Genomic DNA, 27,000 nt, shown 5'->3' with positions numbered 1-27,000 from the left:
TCGCAAGACCAGGAGGATCACAAACTAATGGGCATCCACTCCATTCTCCTAGCTGACGCCCTCCAGAAGGGCTGGCTCGAAATCGAAGCCCGGAAGGGGTTCACCTCTGGGGACAAATATGTCCCTCCCCAGGTCGTCCTGTTTGCCAAGGTGCTGGGCGTACGTGTGCGCCTGCACCAACTCACTCAGACCGAAATTGAAGGCCTACTGACCGAGGTTGCTTAATGACTATCCACGTTGCACCGGCTCCACATCTCCATGACCGTTACGATGACCAGGTGGAGTTGGAGAAGGAAATGCTCGCCCTCGGAACCGAACGCATAAGGGACCGGATCAAGAAGGCCAAAGAGAAGAAGGACATGAACCGTATGCGGCCCTACCGGAGCTTACTCCAGGAGTGGGTCATCCCGGTCTCCGAGGAGATCAACAGGTGGGTAAGGGAGGCGAGCAAGAAGCGGGGTGTACGTCCAATCGCATTACCGCGTCTGAAAGAACTCGATGCGGATACAGCGGCAGTCGTGGCCCTCAAGTCAATCCTACGGATGCTGGGCATCGAGAAGCGCTACATCCTCTCAATAGCTGTAGAGATAGGAACGTGGTGTGAGCATGAAGCCCGCTGTAAGATGTGGGAGGAATGGCTCCCTAAAGACTGGAAAGCCACCCAGGCCCACTACCGGAAGCGCGGCTCCAACTCGGCCCACATTCGACGCTCACAAATCTCCCTCTTCAACAAGCACATCAGGGACGAACTTGGATGGATTGGGTGGACCGAGGAGGAGCGCCAACGGGTCGGACTTGAGCTAATCAACTGCGTCATCCAAGCCACCGGTCGCTTCACCATTACTACAGACCCAAGCTGGGAGCCAAAGAAGGGTAAGGGTGGGGTCTATATGAAGCGCCCCTATGTATTGGAGCCAGACCCAGAACTGGCAAGGTGGCTGGTCTCCGCTATGGACGATGAGCTGGTACATGCGCCGGTCTATCTTCCGACCCTCATCCCGCCTCTGGACTGGGAGGGGCCCCGCGAAGGCGGGTACTTCACGCCATTCGTCAAGACGCCGTTCCTCATCCGCTTCAAGGCGCACAACGAGGACCAGAGGCAGTGGGCACTGGAGGAGTTCGAGGGTCTCGATATGCCAGGGGTCTACGCCGCGATCAATGCGGTACAGTCTACCCCGTGGCGGATCAACAAGAGGGTCCTGGATGTCGCCCGCGAAGTATGGCTCAAGGACCTAGCCATCGCGGGACTGCCACGCCAGGGTGAGGAGTTCGTTGAGCCCAGGCCCGAAGGTGTCGTGAAAGGGACACCTGAATACGCAGAGTGGGCCAAGCGGGCAGGCGAGGCCAGGACCCGTAATGCAAAACGGGTCTCAAGGTTCATCGCATATCGCCGCGCCTTCCAGGTGGCCGAACGCTTCAAGGATGAGCCCGAGTTCTACTTCCCACACATGCTCGACTTCCGAGGCCGTATGTACCCCATCCCTTCTGACCTTAGCCCTCAGGGGGAAGACCTCCACCGGGGCCTATTGACGTTCGCCCGAGGGAAGCCAGTAACCAAGGAGGATGCTGGATGGCTGGCCGTCCACCTCGCCAACTGCTTTGGTGTCGATAAGGTCAGCTTCTCCGAGCGCATCGACTGGGTGGTGGCGCGAGAGGCCATGTGGCGATCCATAGCGGATGACCCTCTAGGTGACCGGCGCTGGTTGGGAGACAAGGACGACGACGACCACTGGCAGCGACTTGCAGCAGTCTTCGAGTGGGTCCGCTGGCTCGATGAGGGGGAAGGAATGATTAGCTCGCTCCCGATCCGGGTTGATGGGACCTGCAATGGCATCCAGCATCTTTCCGCAATGGTCCTGGACGAAGAGGGTGGAGCCTCGGTGAACCTAGTACCGGGAGAGAAGCCCAGGGACATCTACCAGGAAGTGGCCGACATCCTAACCCTCGCACTGAAGGCGAAGACATCAGACCCTACCGCCATCCAGTGGCTTAGGGTCTTCGAGGGTAACGCACCGAGGTCATTCACGAAGAGGCCAGTCATGATCCTTCCATATGGTGGCACACGCCACGCCTACTTCGGGTACATCATGGAGTGGCTGAAGAAGAATGACCCAAATGGTGAGCAGATACCGAAGGAGGATAGGGCTAAGGCCACCACATGGATCGTACCGTACGTATGGGAAGCGGTTGAGGGCGTGGTCGTCCGGGCGCGAGAGGTCATGGACTGGCTTCAAAAGTGTGCAATTGAGGCATCAAAACAGGGTCTCCCCTTATGGTGGAGAACACCAGCAGGTTTTTACGTCCGACACTTCTACGGGAAATCCGAGGCTGATAGGGTGCGGACTCGTCTAGATGGGCAGAGTGTCTACCTACAGACTTGGAAGATAACCTCCGCACTCTCAACAGAGGATCAGGCTAGAGGTATAGCTCCAAACTTCGTACACTCTATGGATGCCTCAGCACTCATGACTTGTGTCAACTTCGCAAAGGCCAACGGCGTGGAGTGCATCACAACCATCCATGATGCCTACGGCACCGTGGCGGCGGATATGTACGTCCTAGAGGCCTGCCTCAGACAAGCTTTCATCGAGACCTACGAGGAGCCGGTCCTGGAGAACTTTCGGTTGTCCTGCTTCGCCGTTGCCGGATCGGGCGCAAAACTGCCGAAGGCCCCAGCACCAGGAAGCCTCGATTTGGGGCAAATCCATAACAGCTCCTATTTCTTCGCCTAAATTCTACGCATGTGCACATTAATAGGGTCGTACTAGAAAAGGAGTATCCGCATGGCCAACGAATTGTCCACTCGCATCGACCGTACGCAACTGCACATGGTCTCCCGCGACCGCGTTGCTCACGTCGCCCACGCACTGCTTAATGGTGCCAACCATGAGAAGGGTGAGCTGCTAGCAGCCGGGACGGCTGTTCTGTTCGCCGTGATGTCGGAACGAACCGGTATGAACGCTGAAGAACTGTACCGGCTTGGTCACCGCATCCTCCACGCAGACACACCACACCACGTCAAGTCCAACGTCCAGATGGAGGCCCTCAGGGACTTCGCTGGCCTCCGCGTCCGAGAACACGCAATCATCTGAGGAGACCACATACATGGCACAGTTCAACATCAGCCCCTCCCTTGAGTTCCTCCATCCGTGGATCAACAAGCCCGACACCGAGTTCAACGAGAATGGCCTGTACCATGTTGACGGCCTCGGTGAAGGACCCGAGGTCGAGGCTCTGAAGAAGATCATCACGGCAGCGGCTGAGGCGGCCCTGGCGGAACACACCCAGGAGATGAAACCGGGTGAGGCCAAGAAGTGGTCAGTCTACGTACCCTTCGAGGATGAGGAGGACGACGAGGGCAACCCGACCGGTCGCACCAAGTTCACCTTCAAGCAGAACGCCAAGATCAAGTCGGCCAAGGAAGAGTCCGGCTTCAAGGACGTGAAGATCGAAATCCGCGACTCCAAGGACAAGGTTGTCGAGGTCCAGGTGTGGTCGGGCACAATCGGTCGCATCATGTTCTCCATGCGCCCCATTGTCATGGTCTCCTCCAAGCAGGCCGGTGTGCGGCTGGACTTCGCCAAGGTCCAGATCATCAAGCTCAAGCAGGGCTCTGCCTCTTCCCGTGGCTTTGGCGCGGTTGAGGGAGGCTTCGAGGCAGGCGTAGAGGACCAGGGCTTCGGTTCGGCACCGGACAGCGGCTCCCAGGACGACACCGGGGGCGACTACTGATGGAGGACCGGGAGATCATATTCGCGATCATAGGGTTCACTGTGTCTGCCGGGTTCCTGGTGCTTATGCTCACCTGCATCAAATGACTGATGGGTGTAGCCAAAGGTAATTGGCGATCCCGGAAGAAGGCGCAATGGGCACATACGCCCAAAACATCTGAGAGCGTCGGCCTGAGGTATGGCTTCAGGTCCGGCCTCGAAGAGATGAACGCTAAGTTCCTGGAGAGCCGTGGGGTTAGGTTCGGCTTTGAGTCGATCAAGATCAAGTATGTGGTCCCTGAGTCGCGGCGGACCTATACCCCAGACTTCCACCTCTTGGATAACGGCATCATAGCCGAAACCAAGGGCAAGCTGGAGCCCAAGGACCGTGCCAAGCACATCCTCATAAGCCTCCAATATCCCGACCTGGACATCCGCTTCGTGTTTCAACGCCCACACGACAAGATCGTGAAGGGTTCCAAAACGACCTACGCCATGTGGGCCGAGAAGCACGGCTTCAAGTGGGCCGTGAAAATCATACCGGAAACGTGGGTAAACGAGCCAGGTCCGAAGCGGAAACCTGAAGAAGTGCTGGGCATCGCTGCGTAAACGATAGGAATTTTATCCTCTCCTCCCCAGTTAGCCGTATAAGCACAATGTTCATGTTCCGTTCCCGGAGTTAAATTCTATGTGTCCACCTCATTTCGAGGCCACCGGGGGGTCGCCCCACGGTGACCATCAAGCCAACCGCCACCTCATGCTTGCTCTCATGTTTGCCGCCAACAAGGTTGAGGCCTGGGAGTGTCAGACCTTCCTTCAGGATTTCCTGGCTGGAAAGCTGGAAGATTGGCCCGAGTTTCGGGAGTTCATTGATGAGCTGGCCCAAAGCAAGGTCGAGGGTCGCTTATGATCCGCTACAAGGACCGGAAGAGCACAAAGCTCATCATCCTGCACGATAGCCATACCCTTCCAGAGGTCTGCAACATTGAGGATGTTCCCAGGTGGGCCGTCCTCGCCCACAAGCAGGGCCTCAAGATGGGCCTCTTGTCTATCGGGTACCACTACATCATCGAGCGAGATGGTACCGAGGTGGAGTGCCGCCCGGTCGATCAAATCGGCTCCCACACACCAGGCCTGAACCTGGAGTCAGTCTCCATCTGCCTGGTGGGAGGACGTGAGGAGATAGGCGGGATCGGCGTGGACAACTTCACCCGAGATCAACGCATCAAGGCGCTCGGTCGGTGCCATCAGCTCCTCCAGAAGTATCCGGGCGCAAAGGTCGTCGGACACTCTGAGGTTCAAAGGTATCGACGCAGAGACACGCCACCCTGCCCTCCAATCGACATGGACCTCTTCCGGGAGGACCTGAAGCTGTACGCACAGGGGATCGTCCTATGAGACTCCTCATACTCATCGGTGCCCTCTCGGTGGCGGGCGTAATGGCCACCGGCATCTGGTTCCTTCTGAACAACATCACACTCAAGAACGGGAAGCGCAAATGAGAGCTATCTTCGCGGGCATCGCGTCAGTATTCGCCCTTATCATCACCATCACCGTGGTCTTCGGCTCCTGGTACACCATCGATCAGGGCGAGCGAGGTGTTCTACTCCGCAATGGTGCCCTCATCGGTACCGCCGAGCCAGGTCTTGGGTTCAAGACCCCGTGGATCGAAGACGTTGTGGAAATCTCGGTGCAGTCCCAGGTGGTCTCCTTCACCGGTGACTCCAGCCTCCCGGCCTATAGCCGCGACCAGCAGCCAGCCGTTATCGGCCTCTCAGTCAACTTCCGTATCCCTCCGGATCGGGTCGGGGAGGTCTACTCGGACTATGGCGGTGTCGATGGACTCCTCTCCCGACTTCTCTACCCCCAGGTACGAGAAGAGGCCAAGACGGTATTCGGCAGGTTCAACGCGGTGACGGCCATCCAGGAGCGGGCGCGGCTGAATCAGGAGGTTGCAGCAGCCATCCAGGAGGCAGTGCGCGGACCCATCACGGTCGATAGCGTACAGATCGAGAATATCGACTTCTCCGACGCCTACGAGCAGAGCATCGAGCAGCGCATGTTGGCCGAGGTTGAGGTCCAGAAGCTCCGGCAGAACGCCGAGCGTGAGAAGGTCCAGGCCGAGATCACCGTGACGCAGGCCAAGGCAAAGGCAGACGCCGTGCGGGCAGAAGCAGAAGCACAGGCCGAGGCAATCCGCATCAAGGGTGATGCCGAGGCAGACGCCATCAAGGCCCGTGGTGACGCACTCCGAGACAATCCCGGACTGGTGGCCCTCACGCAGGCTGAGAGATGGAACGGTGTGCTTCCGACCACGATGCTCCCGACCAGCTCCGTACCGATGCTGTCTCTCCAGCGATGACCGCCGTCCTTCTCATCATCCTCATGCTCCTCGTCCACCACCACCACCACAATGGAGGCTGAAGCAGCCACATGCAGAACTCCCTCAATGACGCGACCATCATCAACCTCGGTCCTCAGCAGCGCCTCGTCTACGACTACCTCATGACAGGCCGACAGCTCTCCCGCCAGGTGGCCATCAACACGCTCAACGTCCAGGAGGTCACCACGCGCATCTCCGAGCTGAAAAAGCTGGGCCTCGACATCAAGTCCGAGTGGAAGCGCGACTTCGGCGGCACCCGCTACAAGGCTTACTGGGTGGAGGTGTCCGAATGAAGCGCGTACCAGTCTACGACTACCACAACGACAAGCGCCTCCTGGGGTCCCTCCCAACGGCGATGCTTCCGACCCCACGAGAGGGCTCGAACCGTGGCAGCATCAAGGTAGGCTTCATGCCAAGCTGGCCTCCGCGTCTCTATGCGGGACCATACGATCTTCCGGGACCGGATGAGGTGGAGATGTCGGTCCTCCATTTCGACGTTCGCACACGCATCAACGCCGGGTGGGACCCAGAGGCCTACCTCGCCACAGACGCCTGCCTGTCTTCCCTGATGAAGCTGGACGGCTTCCGGCTCCCACATGAGGCCAAGGCCGTGGCACGACACCGAATGGAAGCCGCGAGGTACCTCTCATGAGCAAGACTGTCTGGGTGGTCTACGGGACCACAGAGAGCGGGGACGACTGGATGTTCGTCCTCGACTCAAAGCCCTCCGACAAGGACATCAAGGAGCGCATCGAGGCCACAGACTGGATCCGCGAGGAGTGGGACGCCGGGTGCATCCAGGGGTGGACCGTGGACGAGCATGAGGTCGTACAGACGACCGCCGAAGACATCGTGACCATCACCAAGAAGGAATACGAGAGCCTCCTTGATGCCCAGAAGTGGCGCAACTGCCTCCAAGGCGGCGGCGTGGATAACTGGGAATGGTACCACGATAGCCTGAAAGAGGGTGGCTACTTCGAGGACGATGAGGAGGACTAGCGGTGAGGGAGGGCAGCGACACCGTAATCTCCAAGGGCCGCTGCCCAGACTGCGGCTCCAAGGACAACCTGGCGACCTACGCTGATGGTCACCAGTTCTGCTACACCCCAGGGTGTGGCCTGAAGACAAAAGGTCGGGACATGGAAGAGACAGACAGCGAGGGCTTCGGCAAGGTCGAGGCCAGCGGAAAAGCCATTCCCTACACCGAGGACCACATGCGGGAAGGGCTGAAGTCCCGCCGCATCAAGATCGATACCCTCCGTCGCGCCGGGTACTTCGTCAACAAGCAGGGCGGGAAGTCCAGCCACGTCGCTCCCTACTTCAACCAGAAGGGCGAGATGGTGCTTCAGAAGTTCCGCGACAAGGACAAGAACTTCTGGTTCACCCCCGTGGTAGACGACGCTCCTCAGCCAAAGATGTGTCAGCTCTTCGGGCAGCACATCTGGGGCGACAAGTTTGACCGCAAGGTGGTCATCACGGAAGGCGAGCTGGACATGCTCTCGGTCGCCCAGGCGACGAACTTCAAGATGGCCGTGGTGTCTATCCCGGCAGGTGTAGGCTCCGCTGTGGATGCCCTGAAGGCGAACTACCGGTGGCTCGACCGCTTCGAGGAAATCATCCTCTGGATGGACAACGACGAACCAGGGCAGAGCGTGGTCGCTGAGGCGGCTGGCCTGTTTGAACCTGGCAAGGTGAAGACCATCAAGGTCGAAGGCTTCAAGGACGCCTCCGAGATGCTCCAGGCGGGCAAGGAAGGCGAGGTCTATTCGGCAGTCTGGGGAGCAACCCTCTGGGCACCGGATGGCATCGTCAACGCGGCCCTCTGCATCACCGACATGGATGAGCCCGAGGCCGAGACCATCTGCACCTACCCATGGCCGAAGGTCCAGGAGATGACACGCGGTATCCGCGAGAAGGAAGTCATCTACCATGTGGCCGGTACGGGTGTAGGTAAGACCTCCATCATCGTTGAGATCATGGAGCACCTCCTCAAGAACAACGTGAAGTTCGGCGTCATGCGCTTCGAGGATACGCGGCGCAAGGCACAGCTCGACCTAATGTCCGTACGAGCCAACCGCCGCCTCCACCTAGACCCACTCCCACAGGAGGAGCTTCGTACGCTCCATGCCAGTGTCTTTGGGGCCGGACTGGTTGAACTGTTCGACCCGGAGGTGGCTGAGTGGTCATTCGAGGCGCTGGAGCGGTACATCCGCTACATGGTCAAGGGTCTAGACTGTAAGGTGGTCTTCATCGACCCTCTATCCTTCATCGTCGCGGCAGTAGACGTTGCGGATGAGCGTAAGGCCCTGGACAAAGTTTCCTACAGCTTTGCCCGGTTGGTGAAACAGACAGGGGCCAACCTCCAGATCACCCACCACCTGAATCGAGGTGATGGTAAGGCCTTCGAGGAGGGTGGACAGATCAGCCTCAAGAACATCCGTGGGTCTGCCGGTGTGGCGAACTTCTCCATGGGTGTCCACGCCTATGAGCGGGACCAGCAGGGTGAGCGACCGGACCTTACCCTACAGCGCATCCTCAAGAACCGGCACGTGGGCAAGACCGGCGTGGCCGACATCCTCAAATGGCACGAGGACATTGGTCGCCAGCTAGCCACCGACGAGCCATATCCAACACAAGACGACAAGGAGGCCCCAGCCTTCGGTCAAGTTCAAGGTGACTACTAGTGAGCGAGAGACTTCAGAAGGAGCTTGCAGAGGTCCGCAAGGACGTTGAGACGCTTGGCATCCGGTTAACGCTGGCCCAGGCTTGGGTAGGGTTCCTCAACTTCGCATATGACGCGCTCCTCCACCATGGGATCAACTACCGGTCCCTCAAGGAATACAAAGACTCAGCGGAACTCGACGATGCCCAAAAGCTCCCAGTCTCCCAGGCGCGAGACAAGATCGTCGGCTGGCTCGGGCGACTACAGAGCGCCATCAACGCAGCAGCACGACGCAAACAGTTCAAGGTCCACGAGAACACCGAGGTCTGACTGGGACCAGGGTATCTGGCCGACCGACCGACCACCATTTGACATCCACGAAGACAGCTTCAACCCGGACCATCAGGGCTTCATCGGGTTCATGCCACCAAGGGACGGACCCGTGCATCCAATCCACAAGCAGGCGCGACGTATCGCTGCCGAGTTGGTCCTGATGCCTAAAGAGCATCGAGGGTCAGCAGAGTATCCCGAGGAATACCTGAAGAAGACCTCCGGGTGTCGAGCCTGGCCGCGCCTCAGGTGCGCCTATTGCGACTGCCACAAGCAAGGAGATGAGGAATGACGCCAAAAGAGCTTTCAGAGATCGTCAGCTCCATCACCTACAAGCCAGGATGGATCGTCCACCTCAAGGCAGACTTCGGTCGTCCTTATCTCCAGCTTGAGGTCACCACCGAGACCGATGCTTCCCTAGACAGCTACCTTAGGGATGGCACCCGGACACCGTGGAAGTCAGGCAAGAGGTATCTCTCCCCACATATGTGCCGCCAGGAAGTGGTTGGCGCTGTGTTCGACCTCATCAAAGCGGCAGAGCTTCACGAGACGCACGAGTGGTTCAGGTATCGAGGCGCCTCCATCTACAACCCACACCTGGACCCGGATGCCCTGGTGGAGGTCGCCAGGAAGCGCTCCTCCTTCATCACGAGGGAGAACGCCATGAGCATGGAGGACCCCGCATGATGGACGCCCCATATGTCCCTCCCCGTTGGAAGATCGACGCGACTGGCTCCGAGTGGGGACACAGAAAGATTGCCGTCTTCAGGAGCTTCAGGTTGTTTGGCACCCATATCTTTTGGTGGCCTGTACACTACGCATCTACCTACGAAGACGCCGAAGAATACGTGAAGACGGTATCTCGCCTCCCGAGGTACTTCTCATGATCCGGCTGGCCTTCGACATTGAGACGAACGGCCTCCTCCCAGACGTAGACACCCTCCACTCCCTAGTCATCAAGGACCTTGAGACGGGGACTGTCTATAGCTGCGCCGACGATGAGGAACACTTCGACCGGGACTTCCCGGACAAAATGTATGCGCTGGACCTCAAGTCTGGCCTTGAGTACATCATGGACCTGGCTGAACCGGACAAGCTCTGCCTAACCGGTCACAACATCCTCTCATACGACCTGCCCGTCCTCCAGCACCTCTACCCGTGGTTTCAGCCAAGGGCACAGAAGCGCGACACCCTCATCATGGCCAAGATGATCTGGCCGGTGGACAAGCTCAAGGAGCTGGACTTCCCGAGGTGGCGGAAGGGTACACTTCCAGGTCAGCTCATTGGTGCCCAGAAGCTCGAAGCCTGGGGCTACCGGATGGGACGAATGAAGGGCGAATATTCGTCTGACGTGAAGGCCCTATCCAAGGAATACCAGGAGCACGGAGACCTTGAGAAGGTCCCTGAGTGGGCCAGGGTGTTGGCTTCTATAGATGCCAAGGGCAAGCCCTGCCTGGACCCCTGGAAGTCTTGGAACCTCCCGATGCAGGAATACTGCGAACAGGACGTGGAGGTCACCCACGAGCTTTGGAACCTCATCCAGGGCCACCTGAACGGTACCAGTAATGCGGCCAAAGGTGTCGATTGGAGTGAACGTAGCGTCGATCTGGAGCACCGCGTCTGGGAGCACATCAACGACCAGGAGCGGCGCGGCTATGGCTTTGACAGGGATCAGGCCATTGAGCTGGCCGGTAACCTGAAGAGCCGGCAACGGGAACTAGAGAAGCGCCTCGTAGATGTGTTCGGCTCATGGTGGCAGCCACTGGATGACACCGCCTCAGGACATCGACCGGCACGGCCATACTCCGAGAAGATGAAGCAGTTCCCGGATGTCACGGTGCGGCGCTTCTCCGAGAAGACGGGTAAGGAGCTGACACCCTATGTCGGCCCCCCTCAGTGCCACTACTCGCCGGATGCACCTTTTGTCCGAGTCACCTGGACGAGCTTCAACCCCAAGTCCAGACAGCATCTTGGCGACAGGCTTCAGGCCGTCTTCGGGTGGAAGCCTCTGGAGTTTGGAGGCAAGAATGGCGACCAGGCCAAGGTGGACGAAACCACCATCCGCTCCATACCACCATCGATCCTACCTGAGGACCTGAAGGAGACAATTCTGGAGTTCCTGGTGGTCTCCAAGACCCTGGGCCAGCTTGCGGATGGTAAGAAGAGCTGGATTGACCTATGCGCCGAAGATGGCCGTCTCCACGGTCGTATGGACCCATTAGGGACAGTCTCTCACCGAGGTGCCCACTTTGATCCAAACCTTGGACAAGTCCCCTCGGTCTCCATGGAAAAGGTGGAAGACCCGAACGGTGAGAAGCGTGAAGTCCCTATACTGGGGTGGAAAGGTGGCTTCGGCATCGAGAGTCGATCACTCTTCAGGCCAGGTAGGCCTGGGTGGTGGCAGACCGGTGTTGATGCTTCAGGCCTGGAGCTTCGACTACTGGGCCACTACCTTGAGCCATTTGACGGCGGGGAGTTCGCCCGTAGGGTCTCCACACCCGGTCTCGACATCCACTCGGAGAACGCCAAGATCACTGGCCTCTCCAGAGCGGACACGAAGACGGTCACCTACGGATTCCTTTACGGAGCCGGTGCCCTCCTCTTGGGGCTCTCAGTTGGGGTTCCTGAGGAAATGTGGGAAGAGCTGGCAAACAGCCCAGCCGCCAAGAACTATGTCAACTGGCTGAGGAAGACGCTGCGAAGCAAGTTCGTCATGCCAGACACAAAGACCCTCGCCCATGTGGTGAAAGGTCAACAGGTCTCCAAGGCATTCCTCGAAGGCATTCATGGCCTGAAGGACCTCAAGAAGGAACTCCAGGAAGAGGCCAAGGCCTATGGGTTCATCAAGGCCTTGGATGGTCGCAAGCTCTATATCCGCTCACCACACGTAACCATCAACCAGGCACTGCAAGGTGGTGGTGCCATTGTGTGTAAGGAGTGGATGTTGGAAACCGACCGTCTTTTGAGAGAACACTACGCACTTGTACGCGATGTGGACTACGGCCAGATGGCCTGGGTACACGACGAACTTCAATTCGAGCACAGAGAAGAGGCCCATGGAGCAATCATCCAGGAAGCCTCCAAGCAGGCCATGCAGAACGTCGCGGCGTCCATCGGCTTCCGAGGAGCACTCGACACGGACGGCAAGACAGGGAGAAACTGGAAAGACTGCCACTAAGGTAGGACGCTCACGATCTTCCGGCACAGGTGGCTACTTCGGGGACATCCCTGATGAGGTCTGGGAGGTGGTTGACCGCGCCTGGTACGAGCCTCCCTCCATCTCATCAAACTACTCGCGCGAACGCGCTCCCTTCATCGCCGTCGCAGCATCCCTTGGGTGGATCACAGTGATCGCCCCAGACGGCCAGTCATTGTCGCGGTCTTGGCACATCACCCTTGAGGGTATCGCCGCCTATCGCAATCGGAACCTTATGGAGAAACCATGAGCCTTCTCGTTTTCGCCCTCTACCTCATGTCGGTCTTCCTTATTCAGTTGGGCATGGCTGATCAGGAATTGGAGGAAGCCCCAACCCTCGGTCGCCGCCTGGCACTTCTCTACTGCATACCGGCTACGGCACTGGGGTGCCTCATCATCGCTGTGTTTTTCACCGTCAAGTATCAGGACACTGAGGTCCTGACCGAGATGGTTGACGGGTACTTCGAGTATGTCCGTTACGAGTGGAACGGTGAGGAGGTCTGAGGATGTTTGCACGTATCAGCCTCATCCTAGCTATCCTTGTGATCCTCTCGACGGTCTTCCTAACCGGGTGTGATCAGAAAACACGGAAGCCAGTCGGATCGGATCAGGTGGTGAGACCACCCGAGGTCGCACGGCCTACCACCAAGGTGAAGAAGCCAAAGAGCAAGCTCTGCGTAGGCTTCTGCATGGGGCCGCGAATTGACCTTGGCTCGGGGAAACTGAAGATCGGACCTGGGTTCGGCGTGGGGCTAGGCCTATGAAGACCCTCCTCCTGGTGGACGGGGACACACTGGCATTCCGAGCCGCCGCCGCATGTCAGCACACCGTTGAATCCCCAACCGGAATGATCGAGCCATTTGCCCGCCGATGGGAAGGTGAGGCCGTCCTGGACAACATGATCGCCCGCCTCAAGACGCGGCTCAGGGCTACCGAGATGCAGTTCTTCCTATCGTGTCCCACACAGGACAACTGGAGACTGAAGGTAGACCCAACCTACAAGTCGAACCGGAAGGATTCGGTTAGGCCCCTCCTCCTCGGTCCTCTCAAGGATTATCTGAGGCTTGAGTACGGAGCCAAACATTTCGCCTTCCTTGAGGCCGACGACATCATAGGCCTTATGGCAACAAAGCCAGACTGGCCGGAAGACACCCGCGTCATAGTGGTTGGTCGGGACAAGGACTTCGCCACCATCCCAGGTGAGCACTACCAGCTACTGGATGATGACAGTTCCGGTGAGCCAATCATCAGGCGCATCACGCCACTGGAAGCCGCCAAGTCTCATTACGCCCAGACCCTCTCTGGGGATGCCGTGGACGGCTACGCCGGGTGTCCTGGGATCGGAAAGGCAAGAGCGCTCCGCATTGTGGAAGAGCCTGTCCGTCTGGTCCCCAAGGAGGGGATCATCACACGTGGTGCCCGTAAGGGTCAGAAGACGGTGAAGTGGCACGACGCTGGACCATGCTCGATCTGGGAAGCCGTTGTTAGCAACTACGAGAAGGCGGGACTTACCGAGGCAGATGCCCTGAAGTCAGCACGTCTGGCCCGCATCCTCCTACACCCAGAGTACGACTTTGAAACACACACCGTGAGCCTCTGGGTTCCCGGACAGGAATAGGAACGACGCAATGATTTACATCTGGTGGGCGCTGATCGCAGCGCTGATCCTGATCAAGGTGACCGGTTATGCGGCCATCTCCTGGACACTCATCATCGGCCTCGCGGCGGTACCGTTTGTTCTCTGGCTCATCATGATGGGCCTGGTCCTCTATGCAGCAGCGGTCGGGTCTCGATGAGCGTTGTAACGGTCAGTACCGCCGACAGGGTACGCCGGGGTCTTGAGGACGACATAGAGGGTCTCATCACCCGAATAATGAACCTCTCTAAGGCTCCCCCTGCACGGGTAGATGCCATCCCGGAGAAGCTCAGAGAGACCGTCAAGAACCTCCGTCTGGCCCAGCAGAAGCTCTCCAAGGCAATCATCGACATCAAGGAATGAGACATGCGGAACCAAGCATGGGAATACGCCATGTCTGACGGTGAGGGAACACTCATCGAGCACGGCACAGTCCACCACTATTCGACCCTCCGCAAGAAGCAGCAGCTCGCACTACGCAGTGGGTACACTATGATCTTCGAGGAGGTCTCTCGGGGATGACACCGGACTACTCCTACCTCAATCCCTATGAGGATGGACCAAGGGAGCCGGTCGAGAAGTGTAAGACCAAAGTCATCAACCTCTTTGCGGGTCCCGGCGCGGGTAAATCCACAACGGCGGCTGGCCTTTTCAATCTGATGAAGATTCGCGGCCACAACGTTGAGCTGGTCACAGAGTTTGCCAAGGACCTAACCTGGTCTGGCCGACACTCGGAGTTGAGCAACCAGCTCTACATCCTGGCGAAGCAGGAGGCACGTCTTACACGGTTAGATGGGAAAGTGGATTTCATCATCACGGACAGTCCACTCCTCCTCGGACTCTTGTACGCGACCAGAAGGTTCCAGACCGAGTGGTTCGAGAACGCCGTCCGTGGTGCCTGGGACCTCTACGACAATGAGTGCTTCTACATCGGTCGGGTGAAACCATACCAACCGGTCGGACGCAACCAGACAGAGCTTGAGGCGCGTGACCTTGATGTCCGCGTCAGGGGCCTCCTAGGGAAGATGCAGATCACCTTGGAACATATCAACGGGGACGAAGACGCTCCCCGGAAAATCTACCGAAGCATCATCGGAGAACCAGCATGAGTATTCCATTAGAGCTGTTCCTCCATGTGAACAGAGACCTCACGGAGTTCCAGAGGGAAGTCATTTCCCTGGTGTTCAACGAGGAAGACGATGTGGGACAGATCACCCTCGCAATCAACAAGATCAACCGCCACGTTGCTCTCCTCACAGACAATGGGTGGTCCCCAACCAAGTCAACCGGGGATATGGTGAACCGGCCAGAACACTACGACCGCTTCCCCATTGAGCCAACCTTCTTCATCATGGAGAACAGCATCGACTGGCTCCGTGGAAACTTCCTCAAGTATGTCTGCCGGTTCCCATACAAGAACGGCATTGAGGACCTCAGGAAGGCCATGCGGAACCTCGCCATGTATGTCAGGTGGCATGACATGGACCCGAGCTGGAGTCGCTAATGCGTGACCCCAGGATAAGCCCAGACCTTGTAGATTGGCTCAAGAAGAACTTCCCACCCCTGTGCATTCATGAGGGACAGACTGAGGTCTCAGCCCACCGGTATGCCGGGAAGGTCGAGCTGGCCCAGCGCCTCATCAAAATGGGGCAGAGGGACGAGGCCTACGACATCTCAATCGATACGGAGTGACCATCATGTGTATGGGCCGTCAACCTGATCCCCCCGTGAACAAGCCCTCCTACGCACCACAGGAGGCACACAACCACTTCAAGTATTCCGTGGAGCCGGATGACACATCCCGCAGGGAACCTGAAGAGCCACAGCAGGTGGCCCGACCGAAGACAACGGCCACCACCAGTAAGAGCATAAGGATGTGAACAGATGTGCATGAAGAGCCGGTCCCAACCGGCGCAAGAAATCGCAGCAGCGCCAGCACCCGCACTACCTGCCCCGGAGGCCCCAGAGATCGGTGAACGCCGACGCCAGGAGTCCTTGCAGATGTTCGACGGACAGGACGCACCAAGCTATCGCGTCAAGAAGTCGAGCAAAGAGGACATGCCACAGGCCAACCCTGGCGGCGCAATCGTAATGTGAGGTGACGTATGGACAACCTGAGCGACACCTCCCTTGGGGTAACCGCCGAGGAGTTCTATGAGAGCCAGATCGCGGAACGCAACGGGCCGGTGGCGCTAGGTCGCCGCATTGCAGACATCTCCAGCCCGTCCACCTTCCCACCAGAAGACTGGCAATCAGGTGACCCATTGGAGACACCCAACCAGTCCGTGAACGCATACGCGCTCAACACGCTCTCCTCCAAGATGATGCTTTCGGCATTCCCTCCTGGCCTACCAGGATGGAAATCGACTCCAGACGAGACCAAGCTGGATGAGGACATACAGGCAGACCCCAAGCTTTATAGCGAGGTGGTCTACGCCCTGGCTCGACGGGATGAAATCCATAGGAGTCGGCTAGAGGCAACGCGGTGTCGATCCGCCATGGTGAAGTACAATAAGCTTCTCCTCCTGACCGGCAACGCCGCCTCACTCTGGACGGACATCGACAGCCCCATCATCTACAACATGCATCACTACGTGGTGAAGCGAGACTCCTCAGGCACCCCAATTGCCGGTGTCATCAAGGAGTCCGTCTCCAGGATGGTTGCGGATGATGATGTCATCGAGGCCTCAGAACGGCACCGGACGGAGACTCCAACTTCGGCCAACATCTGGGATGAAGAGATCACAATCTTCCACTGCCAGAAGCTCATCAACGACAACGGCGACAAGCAGTATGTCTACTGGCAGGAGGTAGAGGGGGGCGAGGTTATTGATGGCACCGTGGCATATGCGGACTTCGATACCCCGACCATCTACTTCGGGTGGATGATACCGGAGTTCGGATCGTCATGGGGCATCCCATACTGTGCCGACTATGAGGGAGACATGCAGGCCATCGAGAACTTCTCGTCGGCATTGCAAGATGGTGGAGCAGCAGCAGCCCGCTTCCTCACCCTGGTCGATCCAAACGGTAACACCGAGCTGAAGGACATCCTTGAGGCAGATAACCTTGAAGTAGTCCCAGGGCGTGAACAGGACATCCACGTTCTTCGAGCAGATAAGGGTGGGGACCTGGCAATTGCCTCCCAGGAGATGGAGTCGGCGGCACGGAGGCTTGGTCAAGCATTCCTCATGTTCTCAGCCATCCAGCGTAAGGGTGAGCGGGTAACCGCCGAGGAATGGCGAATCCTGGCCTCCGAGATCGACCAAGCTATGGGTGGCCTCTACTCGGACGTTTCCCAGACATCGCAGAGGTACTTTGTCCTCCGCTTCATCCACCTGCATGAGGAGACCGATAAGAAACTCGGGAAGCTTCCTCCAGGACTGGTTCAGGTGGCGGTGGTCACAGGCATCGACTCACTTGGTCAATCCTCAGAAGGAAATCGTCTACGGGAGTTCATGCTGGAGTCGGTGGAAGAGATCGGACAGGAGGCGGTTGCCGCCAACATCGACGTTTCAGACTACCTGAGACGGAAGGCCGCTGTGAAGAACATCAAGACAGATGGCCTCATCAAGTCCAAGGACCAACTCGCGGCTGAGGTCGCGCAACAGAAACAGGAAGCCCTCCAGAACACGATCATCGATAAGGCAACCGGCCCCCTAGCCCAGGGAGGGGCGGACATGCTCGGGAAGATGATGGAAGGCGGAATACCAGAAGGAATGATGGAAGATGTCTGACGACAGTAAATTGGACGTATCCGTAGGCGGCACCCCCGGCATGTCACTCCAGATGGGCGACAACTCGGACGCCAAGGAGTATGCCGTTGATAGGGTAGAGTTCGACACTGACGACCTGAAGGACGAGCAGGATACCGACGAAAAGGCAGGCACAGAGGAGTCTACCGATGGCGTTGAGCCTGAAGGTGGTGCCGACGAGACCGACCAGGAAGAGGACGAACTTGAAGAGGGCTCCGATGAGGTCGATGAAGACCTTGGCGACTTCGACCCTGAGGACGAGGAAGTTGTCGGGAAGTTCGACGCGAAGTATCTCCTGGAGGATGGCTCACTCGACGCAGAGGGTGCTCTCTCCAAGGAGTTCTTTGCCAACCAGGAGAAGGGTATCGAGGGACTGAACGAGTCCACCTATGCCTATCTTGCCTCCAAGGGTATCAACAAGGCCACTGTCAAACAGGTGGAGGCCATGGCAGCGACCAACGCGGAAGCAGCCAAGAAGTCGGTCTCATCGGACGACATGAAGTTGATGTCGGCAGTCGGAGGACCTGATGCCCTCAAGGCGGCTCTCTCCTGGGGTAAGCAGGGTGGTTATGACGAGGCGGCACAGAAGCGTTTCAACAAGATCATGAACGGGAAGGACTTCGCAGCGAAGCAAGACGCCGTGGAGGCCCTGATGGCCCGCTACCAGAAGGCAAACCCTCCCGAGAAGCCCCGCCTCCCGGCACGTGACGCCACCAAGGGCCAAGGCAAGCGTACCACAGGTCTGAAGCCCTTTGCGTCCCGAGAAGAGTACCGGAAGGCCCGTGACGCTGCCGAGAGCAACCCCAAGGCGTTCCGCCAAGTGATGGAGCGCCTCGCCATCTCAAAGCTCGACTAGGAGACCTATAGTGGCTTGGTACAGTATCATTCCATTCGCCGAGGTCGTCGTTCGGGAGGTGTCCGCCTGGTCTGAGCGCCGAGACACCATCAGGAAAGCCCAGCTTGAGGTGGAAGTGGCCGAGTTGAAGGCCAAAGCAGAGATCGCGGCCTATAAGGTCAAGGCGGATGTAGAGTGGGACCTTTCCTGGGCCGATGCTGCATCTCGTAGCTGGAAAGATGAGTTCATGCTCATCATCTGGGCAATCCCTCTCATCGGCCTCTTCCTTCCCGGCATCCGGCCCTTCGTTCTTGAGGGATTCGAGTACCTCAAGACGTTCCACCCAGACGCCCCCTCCTGGTATATGGCCGGGTGGGCAATCATCTTCGCGGCTACCTTCGGCTTCAAGCAGGCAGTCGCACTCATGCTTCCAGGCAAGGCCGCACAGTTGGCCGGTGTCCTGGCAAACATTCCCGACGACATCCCCTCAAGTGTCGCGGAAAAGGCCCAGTCCAAGATCGACAAGGCCCTTAGTGTAGGACGAGCCGCCCTAAAGTAGCTCGCCCACTCACATCACCACACAACCAAGCTTCGCCCTGGAGGGATCAACCCTCTGGGGTTTCCAGACATGGTAAAGGAGAAATACCATTAGCGCGTATACTGATGCCCGTTCCAAAGCGGGCCTGAAAATTGGCGGCTCTGACGAACGCGAACTCTTCCTCCGCAACTTTGGTGAGTATGTCATCGAGGCTTACGAGGAGACCTTCGACTTCCTCAATGAGACATTCGTCCGCAATATCGGTACCGGTAAGTCCGACACCTTCCCGATCATTGGTCGCAAGCGTGATGCCGTCGAGCATGTCCCCGGTGAGCTGATCCTGGGCGGCACGGTCGAGCACAACGAGACCGAGATCGCGCTAGATGCCATGCTTATCGAGTCGGCCTTCATTGCAGAAATCGATGAGCTGATGGCGCACTACCCCCTGAGCCGTCCCTATGCTCGTCAGATTGGCGAGTCCCTTGCGTCGGTCTCGAACCGCCGAATTGGCTGTGCCCTGGTCAACGCTTCCCGCGTTACCGTGCCGCCCTACACGGGTGGTCCCCTCCCGAGCTACCATTGGCACGCAAACATGCGTACCGACCCGGCCCAGCTCGAAGAAGCAGCCTTCAAGGGTGTGGAGCACATTCGCACCCATGACATCGGTGGCGGTACCCCGACCTACTGGCTCCCCTGGCAGCAGCAGCTCCTCCTGGCACGATACACGGGTATCGACACGGTGGACAGCTCCGGCTCCGGCAACCGTGCGGCAGGCACCGTTGGCCAGATCGCGGGTATCAACGTGAAGGGTACCAACTCGGTGCCCAAGACCCTTGTGGACGGCACGGTGGACAATCGCGCCAAGTACCAGGGTGACTTCACGTCCACGGTAGGTGTCATCTCCAACCGGATGGCGGTCGGTACGCTCCGTCGCCGTGGTCTCCGCGTGACGATGGACAACCAGAACGACCGTCTGGGCACCCTTCTGATCGGTTCCAAGCTGGAAGGTCACGACAAGCTCCGCCCCGAGTGCGCCTTCGAGGTCTGCACGGCAGAGCGCATCTAAGCGCCACCAAGAGGTCCCTGAGGGTCTTCCCTCGGGGGCCTCCCCCTCACATTCATCCAGGAGCACGAAACATGGCCTCCCTAACGGCACCACGTCGCATTTCTACCCTGGACGCCATAAACATCATGCTCTCCAATTTGGGCGAGGGCGAGGTGTCCAGCTATGGGCCAGAGTCCAAGCCTACAGCACAGAAAGCTGCGTCCCGACTTGCAGAAGAGAGCATTGCGGTACAGTCGGACGGCTACAACTTCTCGACCATCCGGGAACTAAAGCTCTCTCCAAGCCCTCTTACTGGTGAGATCATACTCCCAGACAACATCCTCTCGTGGCATCCGGTTGGACAATCAGCATCGATGGAGATCATCGAGCTAGATGGAAAACTGTACGACGCCAAGACGAACACCTTTTCGTTCACCACTGCCGTAACCGTCGAGGCGACACTTGCACACCCTTTCGAGTCGCTTCCGCAACCGGCCAGGCACTACATCACCCTGCGAGCTGCAATCGCATTCACCAACTCTGAGAACCCCGGTGGCCAGCATCTAAGGGTCACCATGGACATGCTTCAGGAGGCCAAGGCCCGCCTTGATGCCTACGACCGGCGACTGCGTAAGGGGGGGCTCCGGGCACATAACCCCCACGTCAAACGACTTAGAGGTAACCGCTGATGCCTTCCGGTAGTCACACTGTCCCAAGCCTTATCCAAGGTATCAGCCAGCAGGCCGAGATCGCCCGTGCCCTTGCCAGCGCTAAAGACCAAGAGAATTGCCTCAACGAGGTCCTGGATGGTGCGGCAAGCCGGATGGGCAGCGTGGTGAGGTTCAAGATTCCGTTCACCCACGACGATCCCTTTGTCTACGAGATACGTCGAAGCGGAACCGAACGTTACCTTGTGTTGGCAGAAGGTGGCTCCCTTAGGGTCTACAATAAGGACACAGGTCAGGCAGCAACGATCACCAACACAGGTGGTGCATATCTCACCCACACAGGGGCGGCTAGGAAGGCTTTCACGGCGGTAACGATTGGCGACACGACCTTCCTGATCAACCGCCAGAAGACCGTACAGATGGCGACAACCAAGAGTGCGGTTCGTGGAAACTGGGCATGTGCCCACTTTAAGGCCGGTGGATACAAGGTAACCTATACCCTCTCCATCATTGTCGGTGGAAACAAGTATTCTGCGACCTACACCACTCCCGACAACAGTTCGGCGGGAAACGCACAGTACATCACTACGGACCACCTGGCTGAACAGTTTCGTCTCGGTCTCATCAACACGATCTTCCCGGCGCTCGCAGGTGACGGACATACGGGCTTCTCAGTAGCACGGTATGGTTCCACCCTCATCATCAAGAGAAGCAGCCAGACCGCATTCGACATCACCACTACTGACGGTATCGGTGACCAGCACTTCATTTCGTTTAAGGATAACGTCAAGTCCCTGTCAGACCTCCCCGCAAAGTGTGAGGATGGGTATCAGGTGTCGGTATCTGGAAATGCGGGACCGGAATCCAGCAAGTACTTCTTGAAGTACAGCGGCGAGGAGCACACCGGGCGATGGGAGGAGGTCGTCAAGTGGGACACCAAGACCCACTTAGATGCAAACACGATGCCCCATGTCCTCAAGAGGACAGGACTTAACACCTTCACATTTGGACCAGTGACCTGGGGGGCACGTCTTGCAGGTGATGGAGCGAACACGGCCAAAGACCCCTCGTTCGTGGGGAACGCAATGTCGTCCGGTCAGAAGATTGGTGGGAGACTGGCGCTCACCACCGACTACGAGATGACACTATCCCGCTCCAGGAACGCATTCGTTTTCTTCCCTGATACTGTGCAGACCAATCTGGACACGGCACCCATCGACTATGATGTGTCAAACGGGTCTACCACAGACATATTCCACGCCGTTGTGGTTGGGGAGAAGATTCAGTTCTGGGGGGACAAGCAGCAGACCTACCTAAGCTCTGGTCAAGACCCGATTCGGGAAGACACCACCGAGGTCCTCCCCATGTCCAACTACGAGTACGATGGGGAGGTAGCTCCGGTACCGGCGGGCCTAGCATCGCTCGTATTTGGGACAGCAGTGGGAAATTGGCAGAAGCTCGTAGAGGTATTCTTCAACCAGGGTAGGACATCGGGTGAGATAGAGATCAGCTCACACGTCCCAAAGCTTATCAAGGGAAAGCTTCGTCATCTGGCGGTAGGTGAGGCGGCGAAGAAGACTTTCGTATTCACCGATGGTAGCCCTAACGAGTTCTACCTTTACCAGTGGTACAATCAGGAAGACGCCCGCGTACAGAGTGCCTGGTGTCGCTGGAATATGCCCGCGCCGGATAAGGTTATCTGGGGCTCGGTCGAGGGAAGTACCCTGAACCTCCTCTTGAAGTGGGGGAACAGTGTAACCTACGAAACCCTGGAGCTGGACAGCACCGGTGACGAGAAGGATCAGAGGTTCCCTCTCCGACTGGATCACAGGGTCTCTGAGGCCTCCGCCACATGGGATGGTGAGAAATTCATACTTACCCTCCCCTACGTGGTTCAGTCCGCAAAGAGATCGTCCTTCCATTGCGTGGAGCGACTAGATGTCCAGGACTTTTCGCAACGCGGCAGGAAGCTACCCATCAAGTGGGTGAATAGTACGACCGTTGAGGTCACCGCCCCGAGTAACCAAACGAAGTTCTACTTCGGGTCTATCCCTGTGGCTCGCAGGAGGCAGACTCGGTTCTATGCAAGGGACCGTTCCGACACGGTAATGCTTCACGATAGGCTCCTTATCCGAGACATCGTGGTCAGCCACAAGGACAGTTCCACATACAAGGTGGTGGTCACGAAGTTTGGTCCCGAGGAGGTTACCAAGGAGGTCATCATCCAGGAATGGAGCGGACGCCTCCTGGGAGACCCCACAGTCCTCAACGATCAGGTCCCCATCAAGACAGGATCGTTCCGCGCCAAGGTTGGCGAGGAGACAGAAAACGTCGAGATCGACCTGGTGAACGACACCGTGTTCCCCGCAATCTGGACCGCCGCAAGGTACACCTATGAGATCACCGTGCGGGAGGGCTCATGAAGGTTGAGGTTGTCGATGCCACCCTCGATCAGGTGTACTCTGTTCTGGATGATATTCGACCGGCGGATATGGCCGAATGGTACGCAGGATCAGGTTTATGGTTCGAGAAAGCTGTAGCCGAGGCATTTGAAGGTAACGAGTATCGTAAGGCCGCCCTCCTGGGCGGTCTTCCTCTCTGCTTCTGGGGTGTAGGAACCGATGGTTACGTGTGGCTCTTCGCCACTGAGACGGCTGAGAAACATGCCCTCTCGCTCCACCGCGTATTGAAGCCTGAGCTTAATAAGCTCTTCGAGGTATCCCCCAGGCTCCTAGCCCTCGCAGACTCAAGAAACACCGTCCACCACCAATGGCTTGAATGGCTCGGTTTCTCCTTCCAGGAGGAGGTCCCGTCTGGGCCGCTGGGTATGGACTTCAAGCTCTATACTAAGGAGGCATAGAATGTGCCTTGGAGTGGCCGTAGCGGTCGCGTCTTCAGTCGTCTCTTTCATGGCGGCTGAGGCGGACTACCAGAACCGCGCAGAACAGTGGAAGCAGAACTATACAAACTCCCTCGCGGCAGGACGTGAGGAGCAGAACCAGCTCCAGCTCAGGATGATCCAAGAGCAGGAAGGACACCTCCAGAAGCAGCAGCTCGCCCGTATCGAGGGTGCAGAGATCGCAGCACAGGCAGAGTCTTCGGCGGCTTCGGCAGGGGTATCCGGCATCTCCCTGGATAACATCCTGATAGGCATCAATCGGAAGATCGGCCAGAAGCTCGCAGCCGACGAGACCAACCACCTCAACACGGTCGCCCAGATCGGCGCTGAGATGAAGGCCACCAACACCACCATCAAGAACCGGATCAATTCCGTACAGAGGCCAACCGCCCCTAATCCCATCGGCTATGCACTTCAGGGGATTGGTGGGGCGTTAAAGGCAGCGAGCTAGGAGTAGTCATGGCGCGAGCACAGGTTAGGGAGGTCTCAGGCCCCTCAGAGATCAGAGGTGTCGCCTCACCGGTCAACACCTATGTACGTCCGGCAGACCCAGACAGGTCCCCTCTCCATGAGCTGGCTCAGGGTCTATCGGCGCTGGATGAGGGTATGTCTTCGTTCCTCGACAAGAGGACCAAGGACCAGAACGAGTTGGACAAGCAGCGGGGTATCGCAGCATTCAACCGTAGTAATCATACCGCCTGGGGTGAGGCAGTCCGGCAGGGTCTCGTTCCACCCAATGCCTCCCCGGTGTTCATGGAGTGGTACAAGAAGTCCCAGGGCAATGTTCAGGGCCTCAAGCTCCGCGACAAGTTCGCCATCGAATATCAGCAGTGGGAAGGTCGGAACTCAGGAGACCCAGCCGCCTTTGAGCAGTTCGTTGGGAGTTTCCTGAAGAACAACCTCGGTGAGGAGAATGATCCTCACGTCCTGGCGGGCCTCAACCCCCATGTGGATAGCCTCTTCACGGAGAGCTTCGACCGGTTCAACCGGGAGCGGGCCGATACGGTCTACTCGGGGGCGGTTGGTACACAAGGCTCCCTCATCATCTCGACCATCGACGGTCTGGAGTCACAGGGAAAGACCAGCGAGACCGGTACCGACTACGAGGCCATGTGGTCCTCCATCACGGCCCTACGCGAGGAGGCACTCAGTACGGGTGTTCTGGCGAAGGACTATGATGGGATGATCGTTGACTCTATCATCCTGGAGGCCGAGCGGACCAACAACACGGAACTCCTCCAGCTCCTCGAACGGAAGCTGCCGGATGCCGAACACCCCATGTCGTACGACATCAAGGTCCGCGAGAAGCGGGACCGGGCGCTCGAAAACATCGGGAATGCCCAGGCACGGCAGGAAACCACCAACGCAGCCGCCCGAGAGAAGCTGGAGAAGCAGCAGCAGGAGCAACGCTGGGCAGAGGTCGTGCGGGTCCTGGCAGAGGATCACAACGCAAACGTACCCGAGGAGATCATCACCGAGCTATCACGCCGGGATGGGGATGCAAGGGCAAAGATTGCGCAATATCGACGCCAGTTTGCCGATGCCGAGGTACTAGAGGACCCCCAGGCGATAGCTCAGGTGTTCCGTGACATCCATGAGGGTGCAACCGAACGGCAAATCCTGACCCTGTATGAGAAAGGCGTCATCCGCACCCGCGAGACACTGAACCTGGCCCTTGACCGCGTTGAGAAGCTCAGGAAGTCCAACACTGAGGGTCGTGGTGTCCTTGGCAATCAGACCGCCAAGAGGTGGCGCGGTAAGTTCCAGAACGATCTGGGTACCGGAGAGCTGGACGCCTGGGGCATGAAAGGTCTCACCACCGAAGCCAATGAAGCCATCATCGATTTTGACATGATGCTGCTAGAGTGGGAGGAAGCCAACCCTGACGCCACTGCGATGGACCGGGAGAGGGCTATCAACGAGATTGGTGGCATCATCCAGCAGCGCATAACCGTCAGCGGCGCTGATAAAGGCTCCTACAACGATCCAGATGCACCTGCCACACAAACCGACCCTGTAAGTAGTCAGCAAGAAGCAGAACCACAGGGTGGCGAAGTGGAGGTGGACGATGGTGGGATCATCGATGGCATACGGAACTTCTTCTTTGGTGAGGATGATACGGAACAGCCTTCCGATCCTACATCAAGGGCTGTACAGGCCCTAGCGAGGAAGTATGGGGTAGAGCCTGAAGAGGCTCAACGGATGTTCGATGAGAGGATGCAGACCCTCACTGATGAAGATCCTGGTGTAGACAATACGATCACGAACTCCATCCCAGAGGAACAGCGATCGAGCCTCCAGAACCTCCTCCGTAACCCTCCCAAGTTGGCTGACGGTAGCTCATCGGCCGGCAACGCTCCGGTAGAGCCGCTACTCTCTTTGCTCGGTCACACAGAAGGTACAGACAGGGGGGACGGATACAACGAGACATTGGGTTACGGCGCCTACACTGGTGGTGATGTTGATCTAGTCAACATGACCCTTGGAGACATCGACAGGCTCCAGACACAGATGCTCCGTCACCCAGACAACAAGTGGAACTCATCGGCAATCGGTAGGTATCAGATCGTTCGGAAAACCCTTCGCGGCCTCAAGAAGGAGCTTGGACTTACGGACGACATGAAGTTCGATCAGAAGCTCCAGGACCGGCTCGCCATGCATCTTCTGGAGCGGCGAGGACTATCCAAGTGGATGGCCGGGAAGATGACCGACGAGCAATTCATGTCGGGGCTCTCCCAGGAGTGGGCCTCACTACCTAAGGCAGATGGCCAAGGCTCCTATAAAGGTCAGCGAGTTGGAACATCTGCGGGTGGGCTTCGCAACGCGCTTGGGAAAGTCCGTAAGGGCGGAACGCAGGTGGCCTCTCTCGGAGGCAGTGAGGGTCTTACCCCGAAAGCCTACTCGAAGCTCCCTGTAACGGATAGCCGGGGTGAGGACCAGATTGCCAAGTTCATAGAGTGGAACGACGATCCGGTTGCCAACCACGAGGAAAACCTCAGGAGCATCAAGCCCGATCTCCAGAAGGTCGTCAAACGGGCTCAGGAACTATCCCCGGTCAGGTTCGTAATTGGGTCGGGCAAGCGGGATGCAGAGCTACAGAAGAAGGCCGTCAAGTGGGGATGGTCCAAGACACAGGACAGTGACCATCTACATGGTGGTGCCGTTGACCTCTGGCCCCTCGATGGGGACGGAGCGGTGGTCTTCGATAAGAAACTACAGACTCAGATCGTCAAGGCCATGCGAGAAGCAGCCAATGAGTTGGGTGTGAAGTTGGACATCGGAGCGGACTGGAAGAGCTTCAAGGACCTCCCGCATTTCGCCATCAAGTCATAAGGAAATACTA

32 protein-coding genes are annotated in these 27,000 nt (G+C 57.9%); 31 read left to right on the top strand and 1 reads right to left on the bottom strand.

Annotation, left to right across the window (positions count from 1 at the left end; translation table 11 throughout):
• The first annotated feature begins 27 nt into the window (after positions 1 to 27).
• The 25 genes from H7H48_RS16030 (at position 28) to H7H48_RS15910 (ending at position 19,066) form a co-directional block, all read left to right on the top strand.
• Entirely contained in the window at positions 28 to 225 is a 198-nt protein-coding gene (locus H7H48_RS16030; protein WP_229450026.1) for a hypothetical protein, read from the top strand.
• Positions 225 to 2,732 (top strand): DNA-directed RNA polymerase, encoded by a 2,508-nt coding sequence (locus tag H7H48_RS16025; protein ID WP_255663942.1) that lies wholly within the window; start codon positions 225 to 227, stop codon positions 2,730 to 2,732. The genes H7H48_RS16030 and H7H48_RS16025 overlap by 1 nt, the downstream gene beginning before the upstream one ends.
• A gap of 51 nt (positions 2,733 to 2,783) precedes the next feature.
• Positions 2,784 to 3,092 carry a hypothetical protein gene (locus tag H7H48_RS16020; protein WP_229450024.1) on the top strand — a complete coding sequence of 103 codons (309 nt, stop codon included), beginning with the start codon at positions 2,784 to 2,786 and terminating at the stop codon, positions 3,090 to 3,092.
• 13 nt (positions 3,093 to 3,105) lie between these two features.
• A complete protein-coding gene (locus tag H7H48_RS16015) occupies positions 3,106 to 3,732 on the top strand; it encodes a hypothetical protein (protein ID WP_229450023.1) in 627 nt (208 codons plus the stop codon).
• Between the two features lie 89 nt (positions 3,733 to 3,821).
• On the top strand, positions 3,822 to 4,319 hold the full coding sequence (locus H7H48_RS16010) for a hypothetical protein (protein WP_229450022.1): 498 nt from the start codon (positions 3,822 to 3,824) through the stop codon (positions 4,317 to 4,319).
• A gap of 297 nt (positions 4,320 to 4,616) precedes the next feature.
• Entirely contained in the window at positions 4,617 to 5,108 is a 492-nt protein-coding gene (locus H7H48_RS16005; RefSeq protein ID WP_229450021.1) for an N-acetylmuramoyl-L-alanine amidase, read from the top strand.
• A 100-nt stretch (positions 5,109 to 5,208) separates the two neighbouring features.
• Complete coding sequence (locus H7H48_RS16000) at positions 5,209 to 6,072, top strand: prohibitin family protein (protein WP_229450020.1); 864 nt, start codon at positions 5,209 to 5,211, stop codon at positions 6,070 to 6,072.
• Positions 6,073 to 6,143: 71 nt separating this feature from the next.
• Positions 6,144 to 6,386, top strand: coding sequence for a helix-turn-helix domain-containing protein (locus H7H48_RS15995; RefSeq protein ID WP_229450019.1), 243 nt, complete (start codon positions 6,144 to 6,146; stop codon positions 6,384 to 6,386).
• Positions 6,383 to 6,745, top strand: a complete 363-nt coding sequence (locus H7H48_RS15990) for a hypothetical protein (protein ID WP_229450018.1) — start codon at positions 6,383 to 6,385, stop codon at positions 6,743 to 6,745. Before H7H48_RS15995 ends, H7H48_RS15990 begins: the two co-directional genes overlap by 4 nt.
• Positions 6,742 to 7,092 carry a hypothetical protein gene (locus tag H7H48_RS15985; protein WP_229450017.1) on the top strand — a complete coding sequence of 117 codons (351 nt, stop codon included), beginning with the start codon at positions 6,742 to 6,744 and terminating at the stop codon, positions 7,090 to 7,092. The genes H7H48_RS15990 and H7H48_RS15985 overlap by 4 nt, the downstream gene beginning before the upstream one ends.
• 2 nt (positions 7,093 to 7,094) lie before the next feature.
• Positions 7,095 to 8,777, top strand: a complete 1,683-nt coding sequence (locus H7H48_RS15980) for a toprim domain-containing protein (RefSeq protein ID WP_229450016.1) — start codon at positions 7,095 to 7,097, stop codon at positions 8,775 to 8,777.
• On the top strand, positions 8,777 to 9,085 hold the full coding sequence (locus H7H48_RS15975; protein WP_229450015.1) for a hypothetical protein: 309 nt from the start codon (positions 8,777 to 8,779) through the stop codon (positions 9,083 to 9,085). Before H7H48_RS15980 ends, H7H48_RS15975 begins: the two co-directional genes overlap by 1 nt.
• Before the next feature lie 288 nt (positions 9,086 to 9,373).
• Positions 9,374 to 9,772: a hypothetical protein gene (locus H7H48_RS15970; protein WP_229450014.1), complete on the top strand. Its 399-nt coding sequence runs from the start codon at positions 9,374 to 9,376 to the stop codon at positions 9,770 to 9,772.
• 196 nt (positions 9,773 to 9,968) lie between these two features.
• Positions 9,969 to 12,263, top strand: a complete 2,295-nt coding sequence (locus H7H48_RS15965; protein ID WP_229450013.1) for a DNA polymerase — start codon at positions 9,969 to 9,971, stop codon at positions 12,261 to 12,263.
• Between the two features lie 264 nt (positions 12,264 to 12,527).
• On the top strand, positions 12,528 to 12,785 hold the full coding sequence (locus H7H48_RS15960; protein ID WP_229450012.1) for a hypothetical protein: 258 nt from the start codon (positions 12,528 to 12,530) through the stop codon (positions 12,783 to 12,785).
• Between the two features lie 256 nt (positions 12,786 to 13,041).
• On the top strand, positions 13,042 to 13,899 hold the full coding sequence (locus H7H48_RS15955) for a hypothetical protein (RefSeq protein ID WP_229450011.1): 858 nt from the start codon (positions 13,042 to 13,044) through the stop codon (positions 13,897 to 13,899).
• Positions 13,900 to 13,909: 10 nt separating this feature from the next.
• Entirely contained in the window at positions 13,910 to 14,077 is a 168-nt protein-coding gene (locus tag H7H48_RS15950) for a hypothetical protein (protein WP_229450010.1), read from the top strand.
• On the top strand, positions 14,074 to 14,280 hold the full coding sequence (locus tag H7H48_RS15945) for a hypothetical protein (protein ID WP_229450009.1): 207 nt from the start codon (positions 14,074 to 14,076) through the stop codon (positions 14,278 to 14,280). The genes H7H48_RS15950 and H7H48_RS15945 overlap by 4 nt, the downstream gene beginning before the upstream one ends.
• Positions 14,281 to 14,283: 3 nt before the next feature.
• Positions 14,284 to 14,439 (top strand): hypothetical protein, encoded by a 156-nt coding sequence (locus tag H7H48_RS15940; protein WP_229450008.1) that lies wholly within the window; start codon positions 14,284 to 14,286, stop codon positions 14,437 to 14,439.
• On the top strand, positions 14,436 to 15,026 hold the full coding sequence (locus tag H7H48_RS15935; RefSeq protein ID WP_229450007.1) for an AAA family ATPase: 591 nt from the start codon (positions 14,436 to 14,438) through the stop codon (positions 15,024 to 15,026). The genes H7H48_RS15940 and H7H48_RS15935 overlap by 4 nt, the downstream gene beginning before the upstream one ends.
• Positions 15,023 to 15,421: a DUF3310 domain-containing protein gene (locus tag H7H48_RS15930; RefSeq protein ID WP_229450006.1), complete on the top strand. Its 399-nt coding sequence runs from the start codon at positions 15,023 to 15,025 to the stop codon at positions 15,419 to 15,421. The genes H7H48_RS15935 and H7H48_RS15930 overlap by 4 nt, the downstream gene beginning before the upstream one ends.
• The gene (locus tag H7H48_RS15925) at positions 15,421 to 15,609 is read left to right on the top strand and encodes a hypothetical protein (RefSeq protein WP_229450005.1); all 189 of its coding nucleotides are present in this window, start codon (positions 15,421 to 15,423) and stop codon (positions 15,607 to 15,609) included. The genes H7H48_RS15930 and H7H48_RS15925 overlap by 1 nt, the downstream gene beginning before the upstream one ends.
• A gap of 413 nt (positions 15,610 to 16,022) precedes the next feature.
• Positions 16,023 to 17,654 carry a portal protein gene (locus H7H48_RS15920; RefSeq protein WP_229450004.1) on the top strand — a complete coding sequence of 544 codons (1,632 nt, stop codon included), beginning with the start codon at positions 16,023 to 16,025 and terminating at the stop codon, positions 17,652 to 17,654.
• On the top strand, positions 17,647 to 18,528 hold the full coding sequence (locus H7H48_RS15915; protein ID WP_229450003.1) for a hypothetical protein: 882 nt from the start codon (positions 17,647 to 17,649) through the stop codon (positions 18,526 to 18,528). The genes H7H48_RS15920 and H7H48_RS15915 overlap by 8 nt, the downstream gene beginning before the upstream one ends.
• A gap of 10 nt (positions 18,529 to 18,538) precedes the next feature.
• Positions 18,539 to 19,066 carry a hypothetical protein gene (locus H7H48_RS15910; RefSeq protein WP_229450002.1) on the top strand — a complete coding sequence of 176 codons (528 nt, stop codon included), beginning with the start codon at positions 18,539 to 18,541 and terminating at the stop codon, positions 19,064 to 19,066.
• A 46-nt stretch (positions 19,067 to 19,112) separates the two neighbouring features.
• Here the strand turns inward: H7H48_RS15910 and H7H48_RS15905 are convergent, their stop codons facing one another.
• A complete protein-coding gene (locus H7H48_RS15905) occupies positions 19,113 to 19,367 on the bottom strand; it encodes a hypothetical protein (protein WP_229450001.1) in 255 nt (84 codons plus the stop codon).
• On the opposite strand from H7H48_RS15905, the gene H7H48_RS15900 reads away from it, so the two are divergent.
• The 6 genes from H7H48_RS15900 to H7H48_RS15875 all read left to right on the top strand — a co-directional run bounded on the left by H7H48_RS15900 (position 19,251) and on the right by H7H48_RS15875 (position 26,990).
• Positions 19,251 to 20,111 carry a hypothetical protein gene (locus H7H48_RS15900; protein ID WP_370633407.1) on the top strand — a complete coding sequence of 287 codons (861 nt, stop codon included), beginning with the start codon at positions 19,251 to 19,253 and terminating at the stop codon, positions 20,109 to 20,111. The genes H7H48_RS15905 and H7H48_RS15900 overlap by 117 nt on opposite strands.
• A 71-nt stretch (positions 20,112 to 20,182) precedes the next feature.
• On the top strand, positions 20,183 to 20,779 hold the full coding sequence (locus H7H48_RS15895; protein WP_229449999.1) for a hypothetical protein: 597 nt from the start codon (positions 20,183 to 20,185) through the stop codon (positions 20,777 to 20,779).
• The gene (locus H7H48_RS15890; RefSeq protein ID WP_229449998.1) at positions 20,779 to 23,181 is read left to right on the top strand and encodes a hypothetical protein; all 2,403 of its coding nucleotides are present in this window, start codon (positions 20,779 to 20,781) and stop codon (positions 23,179 to 23,181) included. Before H7H48_RS15895 ends, H7H48_RS15890 begins: the two co-directional genes overlap by 1 nt.
• Complete coding sequence (locus H7H48_RS15885; protein WP_229449997.1) at positions 23,178 to 23,618, top strand: hypothetical protein; 441 nt, start codon at positions 23,178 to 23,180, stop codon at positions 23,616 to 23,618. The genes H7H48_RS15890 and H7H48_RS15885 overlap by 4 nt, the downstream gene beginning before the upstream one ends.
• Before the next feature lies 1 nt (position 23,619).
• Positions 23,620 to 24,108, top strand: coding sequence for a hypothetical protein (locus H7H48_RS15880; RefSeq protein WP_229449996.1), 489 nt, complete (start codon positions 23,620 to 23,622; stop codon positions 24,106 to 24,108).
• 8 nt (positions 24,109 to 24,116) lie between these two features.
• A complete protein-coding gene (locus H7H48_RS15875; protein ID WP_229449995.1) occupies positions 24,117 to 26,990 on the top strand; it encodes a M15 family metallopeptidase in 2,874 nt (957 codons plus the stop codon).
• Positions 26,991 to 27,000 lie beyond the last annotated feature (10 nt).

Source organism: Nitratireductor sp. B36, assembly GCF_020833685.1.
Taxonomy (GTDB): Bacteria; Pseudomonadota; Alphaproteobacteria; order Rhizobiales; family Rhizobiaceae; genus Nitratireductor.
This window is presented reverse-complemented; position numbering and strand designations above follow the sequence as displayed.